The organism is Streptomyces sp. NPDC054887 (assembly GCF_053610585.1).
Map to the genome: position 1 here is coordinate 9,631 of NZ_JBSGYQ010000017.1, position 20,441 is coordinate 30,071.

The window sequence follows — 20,441 nt, forward strand, 5'->3', positions numbered from 1 at the left end:
TCCCCGGCCCCTCACCCGCGTCCCGGTCCCCGGAAAACGCGGGTGGGGCGGGCGCGTGCGGGGCCCCCCGCCCCTCCTCAGCAACTCACCGCTGTGCGGGTGCTGTTACGGCGTGACCTTGTCGATCTGCGCGCTGCCGGAGCCCGCGACCGTGCCGCGCGCGTTGACCAGCTGCACCTCGCCGAAGAACTTGCGTCCCTCGGGAGCCGCACCGGCCACCACGACCTCGGCCTTGACCTGCGCCGAGGCGCCGTTGGCCAGCTTGACGGTCTGCGCTTCGTCGATCTTGACCTGGCCGAGCGACGGCGCGAAGTACACGTCGCGGTAGTCGTACTCGGTGGTCCCGGCCGGGACCGAGTAACCGTCGACGACGATCCGGTACGTGCCCGCGGCGGGCTTGACGAGGCTGACGGCCTCCTCGGAGTCGCCGTCGGCGGCCTGGCCGACCAGCGTGGTGCCGAGGTAGACCGACAGGTCCAGGTCGGCGGCCGCGTCGGAGACCTTGCCGATCGCGATGTCGAGACGCTCCACGCCCTCACCGACGGTGAGAGTGGACTCCTGCTTCTCGCCGTTCTTGATCGAGGGACGGGTGTCCTTCGACGAGCCGAGCGAGCCGGCCTTCAGCTTGCCCTCCAGCGCGGCGAACCCGTTGGTGACCTTCCACTCGACCGCGGCCGGGTTGCCGACCTTGGCCTCGGGGATGGTCTGCACGGCCGGGTCGAAGGCGGCGCCGAGCACCGACACGTCCAGCTTGTACGGGTTGTCGAGCACCGGAGACGTACGGCGCGACTCGACCTCGACCTCCCAGACGCCCGCCTGCGGGTTCGGGTACGAACGCACGTCGGGGCGGCAGGTGTTGGCCGGGTTGGTGTAGTTCGGGTAGCAGTTGACCGTCGACGTCGGGTCCGAAGGCACACCGTACGGGTGGATGGAGACGAAGCGCGTCTGGCTGCCGGCGGCGAGCCCGCCCAGGGCCACCTCCAGCGACTTCGCGCCCTCGGGGACGTTCACGAAGTACGACTTCGGCGCGTTGCGCTGCACCGAGCCGGTGGCGGAGAACGCGTACGAGGGCTCGGCCAGCGCCTCCGCGGCGACCACGGTGGTGAGGATCTGCTTGTCGATGCCCTCGGTGGCCTTGTCGGACACCTCCAGGACCGCGCTGTGGATGCCCTTGGCGCGCGGCTGGGCGGAGACCTTCACGGTGACCGGCTGGTTCAGCGGAAGCCGGACCACGTCGTCGCCGACGATCTTGAAGGTGCCGTCGTTGTTCTCGAAGTGCAGCTCGTGGCGGACGGGGCCGGCGGGGCCGGTGGTCCGGGTGAGCGTGATGTCGTAGACCTTCTTCTGGCCGGCCTTCAGGCCGCCCTCGCGGTCGTACAGACCGGTGCCGAAGCCCGGCGTCTTGAGGAACTGGTCGATCGCGGTGTCGACCGGGGCCTTCACCGTGTACTCGTGCGCCGAGGCGTCGTCCTCGATCGACTCCCAGGCGTCCACGATGTTGATCAGGCCGGCGCCCTGCTCGTGGGGCTGGAAGCCCTTGATGTGGTCGGCCTGGCTGACGAGCGCGGTGCGCAGCTTCGCCGGGGTCAGGTCGATCTTCGCCTGCTTCGCGGCCGACAGCAGCAGCGCGCTCGCGCCCGCCGCCTGCGGCGAGGCCATCGAAGTGCCCTGGAGCATCGAGTAACCGGCCGGGAGCTTGTAGCCCGCCTCGGCGACCGGGCCGCCGGGCGACCAGGTCTGGGTGGTGTTGATGGCGGCGCCGGGGGCCGAGATCGTCGGCGCGAAGCCGCCGTCCTCACGCGGGCCGCGCGAGGAGAACGGCATCATCGCGTACCGCTTCTCCACGACCGAGCCGTAGTTGGCGGCCCACGTCTGCTTGGAGATCGACGCGCCGACCGAGACGACCTTGTCGGCCAGTGACGGGTCGCCGATGGTGTTGGTGCCGGGGCCGCTGTTGCCGGCCGAGATGACCAGCTGCACGCCGTACGTGTCGATGAGACGCGTGTAGAGCTCGGCGCGCGCGTTGTTGCCGTCGTTCAGCGCGGGGAGGCCGCCGATCGACATGTTGACGATGTCGACACCGCGCTTGGTGACGAGGTCGATCATGCCCTCGGTGAGCGCGACGTTGGTGCAGCCGCCGCTCCACGTGCAGGCGCGGGAGGAGACCAGCTTGGCGCCGGGGGCGGCGCCGTTCATCCGGCCGCCGAAGAGGCTGTTGGCGGCGGCGATGCCGGCGACGTGCGTGCCGTGCGAACCCTCGATGATGCCGATGTTGACGTAATCGGCCTTCGCGCCGGCCGCGTTGTAGACGACGTCCTTGCGGATCTCGGCGACGAACGGGATCTGCTCGACGACGTCCGTGGCCGGGTCGTCCTTGCCGAAGTACCGGACCTGGTGCCCGTCCTTGTACGGCTTCATCGCCTCTTCGTCGGCGAAGTCGGCGTCGTTGTCGAGGTCGACGCGGACCGTGCCGGCGGCGGCGTCGTACAGCACGCCCCACACGTCGGTGGTGTCGCCGTCGCGGTTCAGGTCGCCGTTCATGTCGCCACCCGTGGTGGCTTCCTCGCGGAACAGATTGAACTTGTAGCTGCCGGCGGGGGCCGACCACGTGCGGTCCGCGATCGCGAACGTCGGGCCGTCCACGGCCGCCGTCATCCGACGCCAGGTGCCGTCACCGTCCGCGACCGGGTCGGTGGCCGTCACCCAGTCGACGATCTTGCGCTCGCCGGTGGTGGTCTTCTGGAGCGCCGGGTGGCCGAGGTCGACACCCGAGTCGAGGATGCCGATGGTGACCCCGCGGCCGTCGGCCTTCGGGTTGTCCTCCACGAAGTCGACCGCGCCCGTCTCGAAGGACGGGTTGTACGGGTTCTTCGCGGGCGTCCGCTTCCCGGGGGCGGGGTACGTGCCCTCGGCGGCGGTCTCCGCGCCCTTGGCGCGGTCCGCGGCCGGCGTCGGGTCGTCCAGCGCGATCTCCTGCTTGAGGTCGATCCCGTGGACGGAGGAGAGCTTCGCGGCGGCCTTGATGGCCTTGTCCGCCTCTCCGGTGGGCAGGGTGGCCCGTACGTAACCGAGCTTGTCGTCCGTACGGCCGACCAGGCCGCCCTGGACGGCGTCCAGCTGCCGCGCGACCTGCTCGGTCGCGCCGGGCGCGGTGGCGACCATCAGCGTGACGCTCTTCGCGCCGTCGGCCTCCGCCTCGGCGAGCAGCTGCGCGTCGGCGGAACCGAGCTTCGCCGCCGCCGACTTGGGCGCGGGCGTGGTGGAACGCGGGTCGTCGGCGCCGGCCGCCACGGCGGGCAGCGGCGCTGCGGCACACAGCGCGGCGACCAGACCTGCGGCGAGCGCGATGCGGGCCACGGGTCTGGCGCCGGGTATGGAGCCGGATGATTCGAGGGTCATGGGCTTCCCTGTGAGTGAAAGAAGGAGTCGTCCGGGCTGTCGTCCGGAATACGGTGCCGGATGACCGCTCAGCCTTGCCTAAGTGATGGTCGTTTGGGGAGAGTTGCCAAGGGCGTAATGCGGTCGTGGCGTACATCCGCCACCGTGCGGTGTGCGCCACCGGGCTCGAACCACCCGATTCCGGGCGCTGCCGCGCCGCCTGCCCGTAATCTCGGTCAATGAACCGAGAGCTCAGGGTGGCGGCCTACGCCGTGTGCGTGCGGGACGGGCGGGTGCTGCTGGCCCGCTGGGTGGCGCCCGACGGGGCGAGGCGGTGGACGCTGCCGGGCGGCGGCATGGACCACGGCGAGGATCCGTACGACACGGTGATCCGCGAGGTGGAGGAGGAGACCGGGTACGCCGTCGAACCGGTGCGGCTGCTCGGAGTCGACTCCGTCACCCGCCGCTATCCGCGCCGGCTCGGCGCGTTCGCCGACTTCCAGGGCCTGCGGATCGTGTACGAGGGGACGATCACCGGCGGCGCACTCCGCCACGAGACCGGTGGCTCCACCGACCTGGCGGCCTGGCACCCCCTGGACGAGGTGCACCGCCTCGACCACGTCGAACTGGTCGACACCGGGATGGAGATGTGGCGCACGAGGCCGCCGGCGGGACGGGTGGCGCAGCCGGGGCGGTGAGCGGGGGCCGCGCGGAGGGGGACGGCGCCGCGGACGGCGCGCGCCCCGGTGATCCCTGTTCGGTGATCGGCGTTGGGCGTTGCGGAGCCGTTAACGCGCAGGCCACCCCCGGTGCCGACGATCCCAGTGGGGCAAGGGGTCCCACTGGCTCCCACCAGCGGTCCACTCCTGCCCGGCCGATGCGACCGCACCCCGGGGAGACCGCGCCATGTCACGCCTACGCTCCGCAGCCGAAGCCGCTCTCGACCGACGTTCCTTCCTCGCCGTGACGACAGCGGTCGGCGTCTCCGCCGGTATCGGCCTCGCCCTCCGCCCCGACCACGCGGCGGGGGCCGGCGCCGTGGCCGCACCCGCGCCGGCCGGCGCGCCTGCGGCCCCCGCGGCCGCGCCCGCCGTCGTACCCGCCGCCGTGCCGCCCTGGGCCGGCACGACGCTGCGCAAGGTCGCCACCCCGCGCGGCGGCGCCGCCGGTTACCGGCGCCTGGGGACCGGCCCCGGCTGGAAGCGCGTCGTGCGGACGCAGCTCGCCGCCGCACGGGCCGGCCGCGCGGAACGGCGTACCGCCCTCACCTCGTTCGTACAGCTCACCGACCTGCACCTCACCGACGTGCAGCACCCCGTCCGCACCGAGTACCTGCGCGCCCAGGCCGCGGGAGCCTGGCGTCCGCAGGAGGCGCTCACGGTGCACGGCGCGATCGCGCTGGTCGAGCGCGTCAACGGGCTGCGCGGCGGGCCGGTCACCGGAGCGGACCTCGGCTTCGTCATGACGACGGGCGACAACACGGACAACAACTGCAAGGCCGAACTCGACTGGTTCCTGCGGACCATGAGCGGCGGCCGCATCACCCCCAACACCGGCGACCCCGCCCGCTACGAGGGTGTCCAGGACTCCGGGGCGTCCCTGTACTGGCACCCGGACGCCGCGCTGCGCGACGCCGACAAGCAGCGCGGCTTCCCGCGCCTGCCCGGCTACCTCGCCGCCGCCCTGCGGCCCGTGAACAGCCCCGGTCTGCGCCTGCCCTGGTACTCCACCGTCGGCAACCACGACGACCTGCACAGCGGCTGCTTCGCCAACGGCAACGCCTCCGGACACCTCGCCGACTTCGCGGTCGGTGGCCGGAAGTTGATGTCGCTGCCGGTGGGCGAGGCGCGCGCGCTCGAAGCCGTACTCCGCAAGGGCGACGACCCGCGCGGCACCTACTTCACCGACCTCCTGCGCCGCGAGACCCGCCGCATGCGCTCCGTCACGCCCGACCCGTCGCGCGCGCCCTTCACCCCGCGCGAGTACGTCGAGGCGCACCTGGACCCGGCCCACGCGGGCGCGGGCCCGGCCGGGCACGGCTACAGCCGCGAGAACGCCGACACCGGGAACCTGTACTACAGCTTCCGTATCGCCGACGGGGTACGCGGCATCAGCCTCGACACCACCGACCGGGGCGGCCACTTCGCGGGCTCGATCGGCACGGCGCAACTGGGCTGGCTCCAGCGGACACTGCGCGCGCACAAGGACGAGCACCTCATCATTTTCAGCCACCACAACAGCTGGACGTTCGACGACGGCGGCGGCGGCAAGCTCGTCAGCCTCTTCCGGCAGAACCCCCACGTCGTCGCCTGGATCAACGGACACAGCCACCGCAACGAGATCCTCGCCCACGGCACCTTCTGGGAGATCTCCACCGCCTCGCACGTCGAGTTCCCGCAGCTCGCCCGGGTCATCGAGCTGACCGACAACCACGACGGCACACTCTCCCTCTTCACCACGCTGATCGAGTCGGCCGCCCCGCACCGCACGGACTTCACCGACCTCTCGCAGACGGGACTCGCGGCCCTCTACCGCGAGCTGTCCCTCAACGCGGCGGGCGCCCGGCAGACCCTGGCGGGTCCGCTGGACGCCCGGAACACGGAGTTGCTGCTGAAGAAGCGCTGAGGCCCTCAGCGCGGCACCACCACCACATAGGCGGGCGGCTCCCGGTCCCCCGACGCCATCAGGGCGGTCCGTACGACGGTCGCCTGCTGCTCCACGGCCTCCCGCAGTTTCTTCGGCGTGATGTGCACGACGGTGATGCCGAGCCGCTCCAGGTGGTCCCGCTTGCGGGCGTACTGCGACCATTCCAGTTCCCGGCCGCCCTCACGCGGTCCGGCCCCCTTGGCGTCCCCGTCCTGCCGGGGCGCGCGGGTGTCGAGTTCCACGGCCACGGCGTGGTCGGGCCAGTACATGTCGACGCCGCCGAGGTGCGGCCCGCCGGGCAGCCGCAGGTCGACGTTCCACAGCGGGTCGGGCAGCCCGTGGTCGCGGACCATCCGGTAGAGCCGGTCCTCGACGATGGCCCGCCCCTCGGCGAGCAGGGAGTCGACGGCGTCCACGACGTGCGGCCGCGACAGCAGCCGCGCGAGGGTCAGCTCCCGCACCACGGCGGCCGGTTCGCAGTGCCCGCCGCGTACCGCCTCGGTGAGCAGGCGGCGTACGACGTCGGCGTCGCAGAGGTGCGCGACGGCGTCGGCCAGGGCGCGCGCCACGGGCGCGACCGGCAGGCCGTCGATCTCATGGACGGCGGGCAGGGCGTGGGCCCGGACCAGCCGGGCGCACCCGGTGGAACGCAGCCGCCGGGTGCGGGGCACGAGTACGTCGATCCGCTCCAGGGAGGGCAGCGGGGGAGCGGCGGAGAAGCGGTGCAGGACGAGGGCGGCCAACCCGGTGATCATGACATCGCCGTACGAACCCGTCCCGTCCTCGCTCCTGGCCTGTGCCGGGACCGCCGCGCCGCCCGGGGACGCGGCGGGCCGTCCCGCGTACAGCAGGGCGGCGTGCAGCCGCTCCGCGCTCGTGGGCGGGCCCGGGTGCAGGACGAAGACGCCGGGCAGGAGCTGCTGCCAGGGTCCGCCGGGCCGGCACGCGGCGGACGCCCGGGCGGCGGACACACCGTGCTCGCGCAGCTGCGCGGCGGACAGCACGCGCCGCTGGGCGTCGGTGAGGTGGCTGAGGGGGCGGGGGGAGACCGGGGTGTTGTGGTTCATGTCCCGGGGTTTCCCGCCCGCCCCCGGCTCCCTAACCGCTGTTACACAGCCGTCGACAATTCGGGACATCACCGCACTAAAGTACGGAAGTTCGAATGCCGAAACCCCGCCCCCGTCAGCCGTTCACACCGCCGCGCCCCGGTCGCACGCCTGACCCCGCAGGGCCCGCGCCAGGTCGTCGCGGGCCTCCAGGACCAGCCGCCGCAGCGCCGGGGCCGCGTCCGGGTGCCCCTCCAGCCACGCGTCCGTCGCGTTTAGGGTGGCCGGGTCGTCCTGGAGCCCCGGGAAGAGCCCCGACACCACGTCCATCCCGATCTGGATGGAACGCTCGGCCCACACCCGCTCGATCGCCGAGAAGTACTTGCCCGCGTACGGGGCGAGCAACTCCCGCTGCCCCGGCTGGACGAAGCCGTCGATCGTCGCCACCGCCAGCGCGTTCGACAGGGAGTCGGACTCCACCACGGCCGCCCACGCCTGCGCCTTGACGGCCGCCGAGGGGCGCGAGGCGAGACACCGCACCTGGTGGCGCTTGCCCGACGCCGTGTCGTCGCGCGCCAGCTCCGCGTTGATCACCTTCTCGTCGGCGACGCCGTGCGACGCGAGGGGCCCGAGGAAGGCCCAGCGCAGTTCCTGGTCGACCTCCAGGCCGTCGATCCTGGCCGTACCCTCCAGGAGTCCCCGAAATAGCTGGAAGTCCGCGTCCCGGCAGGCCGTCGCGGCGAAGAACCGCGCCCACGTGAGCTGGTGCTCGCTGCCGGGCCCGGCGATCCGCAGCTCCCGCAGGGCCCCTTCCGCGAGCGCGCGCCCGCCCTCCTCGCGCCACTCGGGCGCCGCGTAGTGCGTGAGCGCGGACCGGGTCCACGCGTGCAGCATCTGGAGCACCCCGATGTCCGTCTCGCGCCCGGCGAAGCGCAGCACCAGGTCCACGAAGTCCCGCGCCGGCATGAGCGCGTCCCGCGTGAGGTTCCACAGGGCGGACCAGCACAGCGCCCGCGCCAGCGGGTCGCCCACCTCGCCGAGGTGCGCCCGCAGGGTGGCCAGCGACTCCGCGTCGAAGCGGATCTTGCAGTACGTCAGGTCGTCGTCGTTGACGAGCACCAGTTCCGGCTTCTCGCTGCCCGCGAGCTCCGCGACGACCGTGCGCGGCCCGGCGACGTCCACCTCCGCCCTCGCGTACCGCACCAGCTCACCCCCGGCCTGCTCGCGCCGGTAGAGCCCGACGGCGACCCGGTGGGGGCGCAGCTCCGGGTGGGACTCGGCGCCCTCCTGGAAGACCGCCAGCTCGGTGATCCGCCCCGCCGCGTCGTACACCACCTGCGGGGTGAGCGAGTTGACCCCGGCCGTCTGGAGCCACGCCCGCGACCAGGACGCGAGATCGCGCCCCGAGGTCTCCTCCAGCACCGCCAGCAGGTCCTCCAGCCGGGTGTTGCCGTACGCGTGGCGCTTGAAGTACCGCCGGGCGCCCTCCATGAAGGCGTCCTTCCCGACGTACGCGACGAGCTGCTTCAGCACGGACGCGCCCTTGGCGTACGTGATGCCGTCGAAGTTCAGCTTCGCGTCCTCCAGGTCACGGATGTCGGCCGTGATCGGGTGCGTCGAGGGGAGCTGGTCGGCGCGGTACGCCCAGGACTTGCGGTTGTTGGCGAAGGTGATCCACCCGTTGGTGAAGCGGGTGGCCTCCACCATCGAGTACGACCCCATGAAGTCGGCGAAGGACTCCTTGAGCCACAGGTCGTCCCACCACCGCATGGTGACCAGGTCGCCGAACCACATGTGCGCCATCTCGTGCAGGATGACGTTGGCCCGGCGCTCGTACGACGCCTTGGTGACGTTGCCGCGGAAGACGTACTCCTCGCGGAAGGTGACGCAGCCGGGGTTCTCCATGGCGCCGATGTTGTACTCGGGCACGAACGCCTGGTCGTACTTCCCGAAGGGGTAAGGGAAGTCGAAGTTCTCGTGGAAGAAGTCGAGGCCCTGCTTGGTGACGGTGAAGATGTCGTCCGCGTCGAAGTGCCGGGCGAGGCCCTTGCGGCACATGGCGCCGAGCGGGATCTCCAGTTCCGTGCCGTCGGCGAGGGTCCGCCGGTAGAGGTCGCTCTCGTAGTGGTACGGGCCCGCGACGACGGCGGTGATGTAGGTGGAGATCGGCGCGGTCTCGCGGAAGCGCCAGACCTTCGCGTCGCCGTCCCCCTCGCCCACCGCCTCGCTGACCCCGTTGCTCCACACCGTCCACCCGGCGGGTGCCGTCACCTCGAAGCGGAACGGTGCCTTGAGGTCGGGCTGTTCGAAGTTGGCGAAGACCCGCCGCGCGTCGGCCGGCTCGTACTGCGTGTAGAGGTACACCTCGCCGTCCTCCGGATCGACGAAGCGGTGCATGCCCTCGCCGGTGCGGCTGTACGCGCACTGCGCGTCCACCACCAGGACGTTCTCCTCGCGCAGCCCGGTCAGGGCGACCCGCCGGCCGTCGAAGACGGCGGCCGGGTCCAGGGACTCGCCGTTGAGTGTGACGGCCGTCACGGACGGAGCCAGCAGATCCGCGAAGGTGGCGGCGCCGGGCCGCGCGCACCGGAAGCGGAGCGTGGTGACGGAGCGGAACGTACGCGGCTCGCCCTCCCCGGTCTCGCCGACCGCCGATCGCAGGTCGAGGGCCACTTCGTACCCGTCGACGGACAGCAGCTCGGCCCGCTCACGGGCCTCGTCGCGGGACAGATTCTCACCGGGCACGGGCACTCCTTCGTGTCTCGTTCGAACCTCCCGATCCTCCCACGCGGCCGTGACCGGGGAATCCCGGGAATGCCGCAGGCGGCCGGTGACGTTGCCGGGGCAGGTTGCGACACCACGAGGAGAGACATGCCCGAGAACCTTGAGACCGTTGACGCGCTCGTGACTGCCCAGAGGTCCGCAGGCCCGCTGGAGACCACCGGCGCCGGAAGCGGCACGACCACGGCGGACTTCTGGTTCGACCCGCTGTGCCCGTGGGCCTGGATGACTTCCCGGTGGATGCTGGAGGTCCAGAAGGTCCGCGATGTCGAGGTCCGCTGGCACGTCATGAGCCTGGCCGTGCTGAACGAGGACAAGCTGGACGAGCTGCCGGAGCAGTACCGCGAGCTGCTCGGCCCCAAGGGCTGGCGCCCGGTGCGCGTGGTGACGGCGGCCCGTGAGCTGCACGGCGACGAGGTCGTCGGCCCCCTCTACACCGCGCTCGGCACGCGCTTCCACAACAAGGGCGAGGGCGCGACCCTGGAGGCGATCGCGGGCGCGCTGGAGGACGCCGGCCTGCCGGCCGGGCTGATCGAGTACGCCGACAAGGACACGTACGACGCCCAGGTGCGCGCGTCGCACAAGGTGGGCATCGACAAGGTGGGCCAGGAGGTCGGCACCCCGGTCATCTCCGTGCCCGGCGCGGACGGCGGCGAGGTCGCCTTCTTCGGCCCGGTCGTCACCCCGGCCCCGAAGGGCGAAGAGGCGGCCCGCCTGTGGGACGGCACGCTGATGGTGGCGTCGATCCCCGGCTTCTACGAGATCAAGCGCACGCGCACCCAGGGCCCGGTCTTCGACTGATCCCCGGGACGCAGCCGGCCCCCGCGAGTCACGTCCTCGCGGGGGCCGGCCTTTTTCCGCCTGCGCGTGAAGGGTGAGAAGACGATCACGAGCAGGACGTCGTCACACGCCTACGGCGCGAGCAGCAGGTTGAAAGCGCGATCCCGGGCAGCGGCGTAACGCTTCGCCACGTCCTGCCAGTTGACGACCTTCCACATCGCCTCGACGAAGTCCACCTTCTGGTTCTTGTACTGCAGGTAGAAGGCGTGCTCCCAGGCGTCGAAGACCAGGATGGGGACCGACCCCTGGCCCACGTTGCCCTGGTGGTCGTAGATCTGCTCGACGATCAGACGGCCGCTGACCGGCTCGTACGCGAGCACGCCCCAGCCCGAACCCTGGGTCGTGGCGGCGGCCTTGGTCAGCTGGGCCCTGAACTTGTCGAACGAGCCGAACGACTCGGCGATCGCGTCCGCGAGCTCCCCGACACCGTCCGCCGCCAGCGGCTCACCGCCACCGTCACCGGTCATGTTGTGCCAGTAGATGGAGTGCAGGATGTGGCCGGAGAGCTGGAACGCGAGGTTCTTCTCCAGGCCGTTGATCGCCCCCCACGCCTCCTTCGCGCGCGCCTCTTCCAGCTGCTCCAGCGTGTCGTTCGCGCCCTTCACATAAGCCGCGTGGTGCTTGTCGTGGTGCAGCTCGATGATCTCCGGGTTGATGACGGGTTCGAGGGCCGCGTAGTCGTACGGGAGTTCAGGAAGTGTGTACATGGCCATGTCCGAGCCCTCCGACTGCTTATTGCGACTGATGTGCAAGTGCAGATTAACAGCAGTAGGCTCGGCAGGGATCATCCGTAGGTCCTAGGACCTCGCCGCGTTCCTCGCGAGGACCGCCAGATCGGGGAAGTCGGTCACCACCGCGTCCACACCCATCCCGAAGTGCAGGGCGTACTCCGCGAAGGCGTCGCCGAAGTCGTTCGGCGCGCTGCCGCGCCGGAACCGGGCGGGCAGGAACTGGTTCTCGCTGCGGAAGGTGTACGCCCCCACCTTCAGCCCCGCCGCGTGCGCGTCCGCGAGCAGCGTCGAGGGCTCCACGACCGACGACTTGTCCGGGCCGATCCAGTCGGCGTACTCCGCGATCCCGGCCAGACCGGCCGGCGTCATCATCTCCTCGTACGTCTGCGGGTGGCCGTACGGCCCGCCCGCCGTCCCGAGCGCCTGCCACAGCGGCAGCCGCAGCCCCGCCTCCGCCACCCGGGTCAGGCTCGACGGCTCGAACGACTGGACGACGCACTCGTGGGCACGGAGCCGGTTGCGCCGCACGGCCGCGACGAGCGCCGGTTCGAGCGGCAGACCGATGGAACGGAAGTAGCCGGGGTGCTTCGTCTCCGGGAACACGGCGATCGTCCGTCCGTACCGCTTGGACAACGTCCGTGCCAGGTCCACGACTTCCTGGAACGTCATGATCTCCATACGGCCGTCGAAGACGGTGTTCCTGTTCCGGACCAGCGGCAGGCGCTCCACCGCGCGCAGGGTCTTCAGCTCGGCGAGCGTGAAGTCCTCGGTGAACCAGCCGGTGACCGACCGTCCGTCCACGGTCTTCGTCGTACGCCGCGCGGCGAACTCGGAGTGTCGCGCCACGTCCGTGGTCCCGGAGATCTCGTTCTCGTGCCGCACGACGAGGACGTGGTCCTTGGTCGGCACGAGGTCGGGCTCGATCCAGTCGGCGCCGGTCTGGACGGCGTGGGTGTACGAGGCGACGGTGTGCTCGGGCCGCCATCCGGCCGCGCCCCGGTGACCGATCACCACGGGTCCGGGCCGCCGCGGTTCCGCAGCCGCCCCGGAGCCCCCGACAACGGAGACCGCCCCGGCGGCGAACAGAACCGACCGGCGTCTCGGCATCAAGGCCATGAGACTCTCCCCAACTCGTCAACGAAACCCACCACGACCCGACCCCGAACCCGCGCCCCCCGACGCGGCACCTCGCCCACTCCCGCACCAGCGCCCCCTCTCCCGCGAGAAGACACCCCGACGCAGCCACGCATCCCACTTCTCGCGGAACCGACCCCAAGACCCCCGCGACGGCTCCAGCAGGGAAGCCGCGCATCCCACTTCTCGCGGTGGGGTGAGGGGACGTGTTGGGGCGCTCCCCGCAGGGTGTCGAACGCAACGCGCCCGCATACAAGGCCGGTGCCCGAACGTTCGGCGCCCGAGGAGACGCCCCGACGCGGCACCGACCCCGGAGCCCCGGCGGAGAACCCGCGCCCGGGCCCCGCAGCAGCACGCACCCCCGCACCACCAGACCCCCGCACCACCAGCCCCCACCCCGCCGCAGACCTCACCCCGCACCACCGAACGCCCCCGCCCCGCCCCGCGCCCGCGCCTCCCCCAACCGCGCCAGATGCCCCGCGTACCCCACCGTGTAGAACTCCGCCCGCCCCGCGTCCGGCTCCACCACCGCCGAGGGCCGGGTCCAGGAAGCCACGTCCAGGTCCACCCCGAACCGCCGCGCCGCCGCCAGCACCGCCCCCCGCGCCCCGACCTCGCCCTCCACCACCCGCAACGGCCGCCCCAGCACGTCGGCGAACAGCCGCAGCCACGCCGCCGACCGCGTCCCGCCGCCGCACACCGCGAGGTCGCCCGTGAGTCCCGCCGCCTCCAGGCAGTGGCGCGCGGCGAAGGCGATGCCCTCACAGGCGGCCCGTACGAGGTCGCCCTTCGTCGTCTCCAGCGACACACCGGTCAGCTCCGCCCGCAGCCGAGGCTCGACGAACGGAGCGCGCTCGCCCGACGGCGCGAAGTAGGGCAGTACCCGGACGCCGTTCGCGCCCGGCGGCGTCGCGTCCAGCAGTGCGTCCACCTCCGCGTGCCCTACGCCGGTGGTCCGCAGCACCCAGTCCAGCGCCGCCGTGCCCACCATCGCCGGCATGGCCCGCAGCCACTGCCCCCGCCGGTCGGTCGAGATGTGCAGCCCGGCCGGTTCGCCGCCCGCCAGGTCGAGTACGTCGGTGGCGACCAGCGACGCCAGGCACGTACCGATGATCAGCAGCCCGTCCCCCGGCCGTGTCACCCCCGCGCCGAGCGCGCACGCGGGCAGGTCGTACGGGCCGTCCGCGATCCGCGTGCCGGGCGGAAGGCCGGGGCCGCGCGTCTCCCCGGTGGCGACCGGGTCGGCCACCGGGGCGAGGAGACCGCGCCGGTGACCGAGGCCGAGCAGTGCCAGCGTCTCGTCGTCGTACGTCCGTGTGCGCGGGTCGAGGAACGGCATGGACGCGTCCGAGACATCCGTCGCCTGCACGCCCGTCAGGCGCTGGAAGACCATGTCCTTGCAGTACAGGGCGGTGGCGGCCGCGTCCAGGACCTGCGGCTCGTACCGGTCGAGCCAGGCAAGGACGGGCCCCGGGCAGCCCGGGAACATCGCGCTGCCCGTACGCCGGAACACGGACGTGAAGACGCCCGAGGCCATCCACGCGTCAAGCTCTTCGTGGGCCCGGCCGTCCATCCACGAGATGGCCGGCCGCACCGGCCGGCCGCCCGCGTCCACCAGCCACACGCCGTCGCCCTGGCCCGTGAGCCCGGCCAGCACGACGGGACCGGGGAGCCCGGACACCAGGGTGGTCAGGACGTCCACGACCGCCGCGTGGATCTCGTCCATGTCCTGCTCGACGAACCCGTCGCGGATGTCGAGCGCGACGGGGCGGGACTCGACCGCGACCTGCCGCCCCGAGGCGTCGAAGGCGGCCGCCTTGACCATGGACGTGCCCACATCGATCCCGACGTACAGCATGCGACCTCCCGACGCCCGCACCTCGCCACCTGCACCTGCACCCGCACCCGCACCCGCACTCACACCCGACCCCACCCGCAGGCAACGCCCGTCACACCGTCACACCCCGCCCCACGTCACGCCCCGCCTCTCACGCCAGGCAGTGCGCCAACGGCGACCCGGCCGCGTACCGCGCCACCTCCGCCGCCGCGATCCGCGCCGCCTTCTCGGCCACCTGACGGCTCGCACCGCCCAGATGCGGGGTCATCACGACCCCCGGCACACCCCGCAGCCGCGCGTCGGCCGGCAGGGGTTCCCGCTCGTAGGTGTCGAGCGCGGCCGCCGCCAGCCGCCCCTTCTCCAGCGCGTCGCACAGCGCGTCCGTGTCGACGAGCGGCCCCCGCGCCACGTTGACCAGCACGGAACCCCGCGGCAGGAGGCCCAGTTCGCGGGCGCCGAGCAGACCCCGCGTCTCGTCGGTGAGGCGCGCGTGCAGGGTGAGGACCCGCGAGCGGGACAGCAGCTCGTCGAGCGAGGCGACCCGCACGCCGTGCACGTCACCTCGCACGTACGGGTCGTACACCTCCACCTCGGCGCCGAACGCGCACAGCACCCGCGCGACCCGGCTGCCGACCGCCCCGTAACCGATCAGCCCGACCCGCGTGTCCTCGAGCTCCGTCCCGGAGCCCTCGTACGTGAAGTACGAGCCGTCCCACACCCCGCGCCGCGCGAGCGAGTCGTGGCTCTGCGGGATCCGGCGCATCGCGGCCAGCATCATCCCGACCGTGAACTCGGCGGTGGCGGCGGCGTTGCGCCCCGGCGCGAAGCACACCCGCACGCCGCGGGCCCGCGCCGCCTCCACGTTGACGTTGACCGGGCCGCCCCGGCAGACGACGACGAGCCGCAGCCCGGGGGAGGACTCCAGCACCCGCTCGGTGAACGGCGCCATCTGCGTCACGCACACCTCGACGCCCCGCAGCGCTTCGATCAGCGCGTCCTCGCAGTCGGCGGCCTCGTCGACCTCGGCCACTTTCGTGAAGGGTTCGAGCGGCCAGGGAAGGGTGAGTTCCGTGAGCTCGAAGGGGGACGCCGTGACGGCGGCCTCCAGGGCCTCGCCGATCAGCGAGTTGCGGACGAAGTGGTCACCGGCTGCCAGGATCCTCATCGCAGTACCTCCCCTGTCTCGGTGTCGAAGACATGCGTCAGGCGCGGGTCCGCGGTCACCCGCACGGTGTCGCCCCGGTCGAGGCGCACCTCGGGACCGGTCTGTACGACGAGCGGCTCGGCCACCCCTGGGAGCGTGAGCGTGGCGATGCCCGTTTCGAGGAGCGGCTCGTACGCGCTGACCCCGGCCGGCACGGAACCCTCGGCACCGGCACCCTCCACGCCGCCGCCGGGCAGCGGATCGCCGAGCCGCAGGTCCTCCGGCCTGATCCCCAGCACGACCTCCCGCCCCGCCGCGAGCCGTACCGGAACGGCCAGCCGCACCGTGTCCGAGAGCCGTACGCGCCCGTCGGCGTCGGCCACCCCCGGCAGCAGGTTGATCGCCGGCTCCCCGACGAAGTCGGCCACGAAGGAGTTCGCCGGGCTGTCGTAGATCTCGTACGGCGTGCCGAGCTGCTGGATGACGCCGTCCTTCATCACCGCGATCCGGTCGGCCAGCGACAGCGCCTCCTCCTGGTCGTGCGTGACCAGGATCGTGGTGTGCCCCAGGTCCTGCTGGATGCGCTTGAGCTCCCGGCGCGTGGTGTCGCGCTGCGCCGCGTCCAGGTGCGAGAGCGGTTCGTCGAGCAGCAGGACGTCCGGTGCGCGGATCAGCGCCCGCGCCAGCGCCACCCGCTGCTTCTGGCCGCTGGAGAGCCCGCCCGGCCTGGCGTCGAGCAGCTCGGTCAGGCCGATCCGCTCGGCCATGTCCCGTACGCGCGCGTCCGTCTCCGCGCGGGGCGTGCCGCGCGCGGCGAGCCCGAATCCGAGGTTGCCGGCCACGGTGAGCGGCGGATAGAGCGCGTAGTTCTCGAACGCGACCCCGATGTTGCGCCGCTGGGCGGGGACCTTCACCACCGACGCGCCGCCGACGAGGATGTCCCCGCCGGTCACCTCCTCGAGACCCGCGATCATGCGCAGGGTGGTGGACTTGCCGCAGCCGGAGGGGCCGAGCAGCCCGAGGAGTTCACCGGAGCGCAGCTCCAGGTCGATACCGCGCACGGCTTCCACGCGCGGGCGCCCGCGCACCGCGTAGGTCTTGCGCAGCGCCCGCAGGACCAGCTCAGTCATGGTGCGGGCCTCCCGTCGCCGTCGGGCACACCTCGTACGGGACCTTGTGCTCGTCGAGGTCGCGCAGCAGCCCCGCCGACGCCCCGTCGTCGACGAGGACGAGGTCGAAGCGGGAGAGCGGGGCGACCCGGTGGAGGGCGACGCGGCCGAGCTTGGAGTGGTCGAGCAGCAGCACGTTCCTCGCGGCGGAGTCGAGCATGGCGCGCTTGACGGACACGATGTGCTGCTCCTGGTGGTAGGCGAAGCCGCCCGAGACGGCCGACGTCGACGTGAAGCAGATGTCGACCCGCAGGAGCTGGACCGCCTCCACGCAGGAGACGCCCAGGAACGACGAGTGCAGCGGATCGTAGTCGCCGCCGAGCGCCATCAGGTGGATGCCGCGCTCGCCGGACAGCAGCGTCAGCGCTTCCAGGAAGTTGGTGACGACGGTCAGCGGAGTGATCCGGCTGGCAGCGCCCCCCGATCCGCCCGGAGCGCTCCCCGGCGATCCGCCGGGAGAGCCGAGCCGGCGCGCGATCTCAAGCGTGGACGTCGAGTCGTCGAGCATCACCGCCATGCCGGGCTCGATGAGCCTCAGCGCCCGTTCGGCCACGGCGGCCTTCTCCGCGCGCATGGCCTTGAGCCGGTAGGCGACGTTCGACTCGAACACGCCGGAGGGCTGCGCGGTCACGCCGCCGCGGAACTTCCGTACCACTCCCTGCCGTTCGAGCTCGTCCAGGTCCCGGTGGATGGTCATCAGGCTGACGTCGAACCGCCCGGCCAGTTCGGCGGCGGTCGCGGAACCCGCCGCCAGCACCTGTTCCGCGATGGCCGCCCGGCGGGGCGCAGGACCGTGCTGCCGGTCGCCGCTCATCCGGTGATCCTCCGCCCCGGCCGCCCCGGCCCCTCGGCGCCTTCCGCCTCGAACAGCAGCAGGCTCTCGGACCGCACCGACAGCCGCACCGGCGCGTCGGGCCGCAGCCCGGCCGCCTCGGAGCGCGGCGCGACCAGGGACAGGTGCTGCGCCCCGAGCCGTACGGTGACCTCGGTGGCCCGGCCCAGGGCCTCGGTGATGTAGACGCTGCCCATCAGCTCGACGGTGCCGGGCCCGGGCGCGCGGGAGCCCAGCGACACATCGCGCGGCCGCACCCCGACCTGCACCGGGGTGCCGGGGGAGAGGGCCCGTACGCCGGGGAGGGCCGTGGCGCCCGGCGGGATCTCGAAGAAGCGGTCGGCGGAGACGAAACCGCCGCCCTCGGTGACGGCGCCCGGCAGCAGGTTGATGCGCGGCCTGCCGAAGGAGCGCGCGACGAACGTGTCGTACGGCTGGTGCCAGATCTCCTCGCGCGTTCCCGTCTGCACGATCCGGCCCGCGCGGATCACCCCGATGCGGTCACCGAGCGCCAGTGCCTCCACCGAGTCGTGGGTGACGTACAGGGTCGTGGTGCGCCGCACCGCGCCGATGGCCTTCAGTTCGGCGCGCATGGCCTGGCGGAGCTTCGCGTCGAGGTGGGACAGCGGCTCGTCGAGGAGGAACGCGCGGGCCGGCCGCACCAGGACGCGGCCGAGGGCGACGCGCTGGCGCTGCCCGTTGGACAGCCGGCCCACCGGCCGGTCAAGGAGCGCCCCGATGCCCAGGAGGTCCGCGACCTCGCCCACGCGCCGGCGCGCCTCGACGGCGGGCAGCCGGTAGCGGGGGGAGCGCAGAGGCGAGACGAGGTTGTCGTACGCGCTGCGGTGCGCGTAGAGGGCGTACGACTCGAAGCACATGGCGACGCCTCGGTCGTACGGCTCGACTCCCGTCATGTCGACGCCGTCGAGCCGGACCGTCCCGGACCGGGGTTCCTCCAGCCCGGCCACGTTTTGAGCGTCGTGGTCTTGCCCGCGCCGGACGGACCGAGCAGGCAGAAGAACTCGCCCGGCGCGACGTCGAGATCGAGACCGTCGAGCGCGGTCGTCGCGCCGTACGCCTTGTGGACGCCGCGCAGCGAGATGGCGGAGCTCGTCACGACTTCACCGCCCCGAACGAGAGCCCGCGCACCAGATACCGCTGGATGGTGAGCGCGAGGAGCAGCGGCGGGACGACCGACACCAGGGCGGCGGCCGCCGTCAGGTTGTACTTGGGCCGGTCCCCGCCGAGGAACGACAGCGCGCCCACGGTGACGGTCTGCGCGTGCGAGGAGGTCAGGATCAGCGGGAAGACGAAGTTGTTCCAGGCGAAGATGAAGGCGAGCAGCGACACCGCCGCGATGCCCGGCCCGACCAGCGGCAGCGCGACCGTGAAGAAGGCCCGCTTCCTCGTGTAGCCGTCGAGCAGCGCGGCCTGCTCCAGCTCGGGGGAGAGGTCGGCGAAGTACGAGCGCATGATCCAGACGATCAGCGGCAGGGTGACGAGCTGGAGCACCCAGATCATGCCGACGTACGTGTCGAAGAGACCGAGCTGCTGGTAGAGCACGAACAGCGGGATGATGACGGTCAGTTCGGGCGCGAACCGGAAGGACAGCAGGGTGAACATCAGGTTCTCCGAGCCCCGGAACCGCCACCTCGCCGCCGCGTAGGCGGCGGGCAGCCCGATCACGAGCGAAAGCCCCACGGCCCCCAGCGACACCACCAGGCTGTTGACGAAGAACCGCAGGAACGGCACGCCCGCGTCGTCCCCCGTGCCCAGTACGGTCCGGTACGCGTCGAAGGTCGGCGTGAACGAGAAGTACGTGCTGAACAGCTCGTTGGCCGGCTTCAGGGACAGAATGACCATCCAGGCGACCGGGAACAGCGCGAAGACGAAGTAGAGGATCAACGCCCCGTCGGCGGCGATCGCCAGCACTCTGCGTTTCACTTGGGCACCTCCGCCGTCCGGTTCTGGATCTTCCCCAGGTAGCGCACCAGCACCATCGTCACCAGGTAGACCACGGCCCACAGCACGATCATGTAGCTGATCCCGAACGAGTACCGCTGGAAGCGGATCGCCTCCAGGTACGCCCGGATCTGGAGCACCACGGTGGCGTCACCGGGCCCGCCCTCCGTCAGGGCGTAGATGATGTCGAAGACCTTCAGCGAGTCCATGAACCGGAAGATCACCGCGACCAGGACGTACGGCCACAGCATCGGCAGCGTCAGCGTCCGGAAGGTGAACCACCAGCCGGCCCCGTCCACCGCCGCCGCCTCGAACGGTGACGTGGGCAGCGACCGCAGCCCCGCCAGCGCCAGGATCGCCACGAACGGCGTGTAGACCCACACGTCCACGGCGATCGACGACAGCAGCGCGCCGGCCGGGGAGTCCGTCCACTGCACCCCGCCCATGCCGAAGGGCTTCAGCAGGTGGTTGACGACCCCGACACTCGGCTGGAGCATCAGCTTCCACATGATCGCGGCGATCACCGGCGCGATCATCAGCGGCAGGATGAGAATCTTCTCCAGCACGCGCCCGACCCGCGTCGAGCGGTGCAGCAGCAGCGCCACGCCCACCCCGAGCACCGTCTCGAACGCCGCCGCGCCCACCGCGTACAGCACCGTCACCCACGCCGAGTCCCAGAACGACGACTCGCCGAGAATCCGGCGGTAGTTCTCCAGGCCCACCATGTCCGGCCGCGGCCTGCTCGCCGCGAAGTCGAAGAGCGTGTAGTACAGCCCGAGCCCGAAGGGATAGAGGATCCCGCCGGTGAGCAGCAGCGCAGGCAGGATCAGCAGGTACGGCCGCAGCGCCCGCCGCCGGCGCGTGACCACGCGCGCCGGCGGCCCGTTGCCCCCGCTCGGGGCCGCCCCGTGGCCGGCCCCGGTGAGGGACGACGACACGGA

General features: G+C 72.1%; 15 protein-coding genes and 1 pseudogene. 3 read left to right on the forward strand and 13 right to left on the reverse strand.

Features of this window, described 5'->3' with window-relative positions:
- Positions 1 to 105 precede the first annotated feature (105 nt).
- Positions 106 to 3,399, reverse strand: coding sequence for a S8 family serine peptidase (locus ACWGH0_RS12455; protein ID WP_453404135.1), 3,294 nt, complete (start codon positions 3,397 to 3,399; stop codon positions 106 to 108).
- Positions 3,400 to 3,617: 218 nt separating this feature from the next.
- Here ACWGH0_RS12455 and ACWGH0_RS12460 point away from each other — a divergent pair, with 218 nt between their 5' ends.
- Both ACWGH0_RS12460 and ACWGH0_RS12465 read left to right on the forward strand, forming a co-directional pair.
- A complete protein-coding gene (locus tag ACWGH0_RS12460) occupies positions 3,618 to 4,076 on the forward strand; it encodes an NUDIX hydrolase (RefSeq protein WP_453404136.1) in 459 nt (152 codons plus the stop codon).
- A 208-nt stretch (positions 4,077 to 4,284) separates the two neighbouring features.
- Positions 4,285 to 6,003 (forward strand): TIGR03767 family metallophosphoesterase, encoded by a 1,719-nt coding sequence (locus tag ACWGH0_RS12465; RefSeq protein WP_453404137.1) that lies wholly within the window; start codon positions 4,285 to 4,287, stop codon positions 6,001 to 6,003.
- Positions 6,004 to 6,008: 5 nt separating this feature from the next.
- Here ACWGH0_RS12465 and ACWGH0_RS12470 read toward each other — a convergent pair whose 3' ends face one another.
- Positions 6,009 to 7,091 carry a hypothetical protein gene (locus ACWGH0_RS12470; RefSeq protein ID WP_453404138.1) on the reverse strand — a complete coding sequence of 361 codons (1,083 nt, stop codon included), beginning with the start codon at positions 7,089 to 7,091 and terminating at the stop codon, positions 6,009 to 6,011.
- Between the two features lie 123 nt (positions 7,092 to 7,214).
- The gene (gene pepN, locus ACWGH0_RS12475) at positions 7,215 to 9,815 is read right to left on the reverse strand and encodes an aminopeptidase N (RefSeq protein WP_453404139.1); all 2,601 of its coding nucleotides are present in this window, start codon (positions 9,813 to 9,815) and stop codon (positions 7,215 to 7,217) included.
- Positions 9,816 to 9,941: 126 nt separating this feature from the next.
- Here pepN and ACWGH0_RS12480 point away from each other — a divergent pair, with 126 nt between their 5' ends.
- Complete coding sequence (locus ACWGH0_RS12480) at positions 9,942 to 10,652, forward strand: mycothiol-dependent nitroreductase Rv2466c family protein (protein ID WP_453404140.1); 711 nt, start codon at positions 9,942 to 9,944, stop codon at positions 10,650 to 10,652.
- A gap of 110 nt (positions 10,653 to 10,762) precedes the next feature.
- On the opposite strand, the gene ACWGH0_RS12485 is transcribed toward ACWGH0_RS12480, so the two are convergent.
- The 10 genes and pseudogenes from ACWGH0_RS12485 to ACWGH0_RS12530 form a co-directional block, all read right to left on the reverse strand.
- The gene (locus ACWGH0_RS12485; protein ID WP_453404141.1) at positions 10,763 to 11,404 is read right to left on the reverse strand and encodes a superoxide dismutase; all 642 of its coding nucleotides are present in this window, start codon (positions 11,402 to 11,404) and stop codon (positions 10,763 to 10,765) included.
- An 84-nt stretch (positions 11,405 to 11,488) separates the two neighbouring features.
- The gene (locus ACWGH0_RS12490) at positions 11,489 to 12,538 is read right to left on the reverse strand and encodes a glycerophosphodiester phosphodiesterase family protein (protein WP_453404142.1); all 1,050 of its coding nucleotides are present in this window, start codon (positions 12,536 to 12,538) and stop codon (positions 11,489 to 11,491) included.
- Positions 12,539 to 12,965: 427 nt separating this feature from the next.
- Positions 12,966 to 14,411: an FGGY family carbohydrate kinase gene (locus tag ACWGH0_RS12495; protein WP_453404203.1), complete on the reverse strand. Its 1,446-nt coding sequence runs from the start codon at positions 14,409 to 14,411 to the stop codon at positions 12,966 to 12,968.
- 133 nt (positions 14,412 to 14,544) lie between these two features.
- The gene (locus ACWGH0_RS12500) at positions 14,545 to 15,558 is read right to left on the reverse strand and encodes a 2-hydroxyacid dehydrogenase (protein WP_453404143.1); all 1,014 of its coding nucleotides are present in this window, start codon (positions 15,556 to 15,558) and stop codon (positions 14,545 to 14,547) included.
- Positions 15,555 to 16,667 carry an ABC transporter ATP-binding protein gene (locus ACWGH0_RS12505; protein ID WP_453404144.1) on the reverse strand — a complete coding sequence of 371 codons (1,113 nt, stop codon included), beginning with the start codon at positions 16,665 to 16,667 and terminating at the stop codon, positions 15,555 to 15,557. The genes ACWGH0_RS12500 and ACWGH0_RS12505 overlap by 4 nt, the downstream gene beginning before the upstream one ends.
- Positions 16,660 to 17,520 (reverse strand): DeoR/GlpR family DNA-binding transcription regulator, encoded by an 861-nt coding sequence (locus ACWGH0_RS12510; protein WP_453404145.1) that lies wholly within the window; start codon positions 17,518 to 17,520, stop codon positions 16,660 to 16,662. The genes ACWGH0_RS12505 and ACWGH0_RS12510 overlap by 8 nt, the downstream gene beginning before the upstream one ends.
- On the reverse strand, positions 17,517 to 18,131 hold the full coding sequence (locus ACWGH0_RS12515) for a TOBE domain-containing protein (protein ID WP_453404204.1): 615 nt from the start codon (positions 18,129 to 18,131) through the stop codon (positions 17,517 to 17,519). The genes ACWGH0_RS12510 and ACWGH0_RS12515 overlap by 4 nt, the downstream gene beginning before the upstream one ends.
- A 90-nt stretch (positions 18,132 to 18,221) precedes the next feature.
- Positions 18,222 to 18,655 (reverse strand): annotated as a pseudogene (locus ACWGH0_RS12520) (ATP-binding cassette domain-containing protein); the annotation flags it as partial.
- Entirely contained in the window at positions 18,652 to 19,482 is an 831-nt protein-coding gene (locus ACWGH0_RS12525; RefSeq protein ID WP_453404146.1) for a carbohydrate ABC transporter permease, read from the reverse strand. The gene ACWGH0_RS12525 and the pseudogene ACWGH0_RS12520, both read right to left, overlap by 4 nt.
- On the reverse strand, positions 19,479 to 20,438 hold the full coding sequence (locus ACWGH0_RS12530; RefSeq protein ID WP_453404147.1) for a carbohydrate ABC transporter permease: 960 nt from the start codon (positions 20,436 to 20,438) through the stop codon (positions 19,479 to 19,481). Before ACWGH0_RS12530 ends, ACWGH0_RS12525 begins: the two co-directional genes overlap by 4 nt.
- Between the last annotated feature and the right edge of the window lie 3 nt (positions 20,439 to 20,441).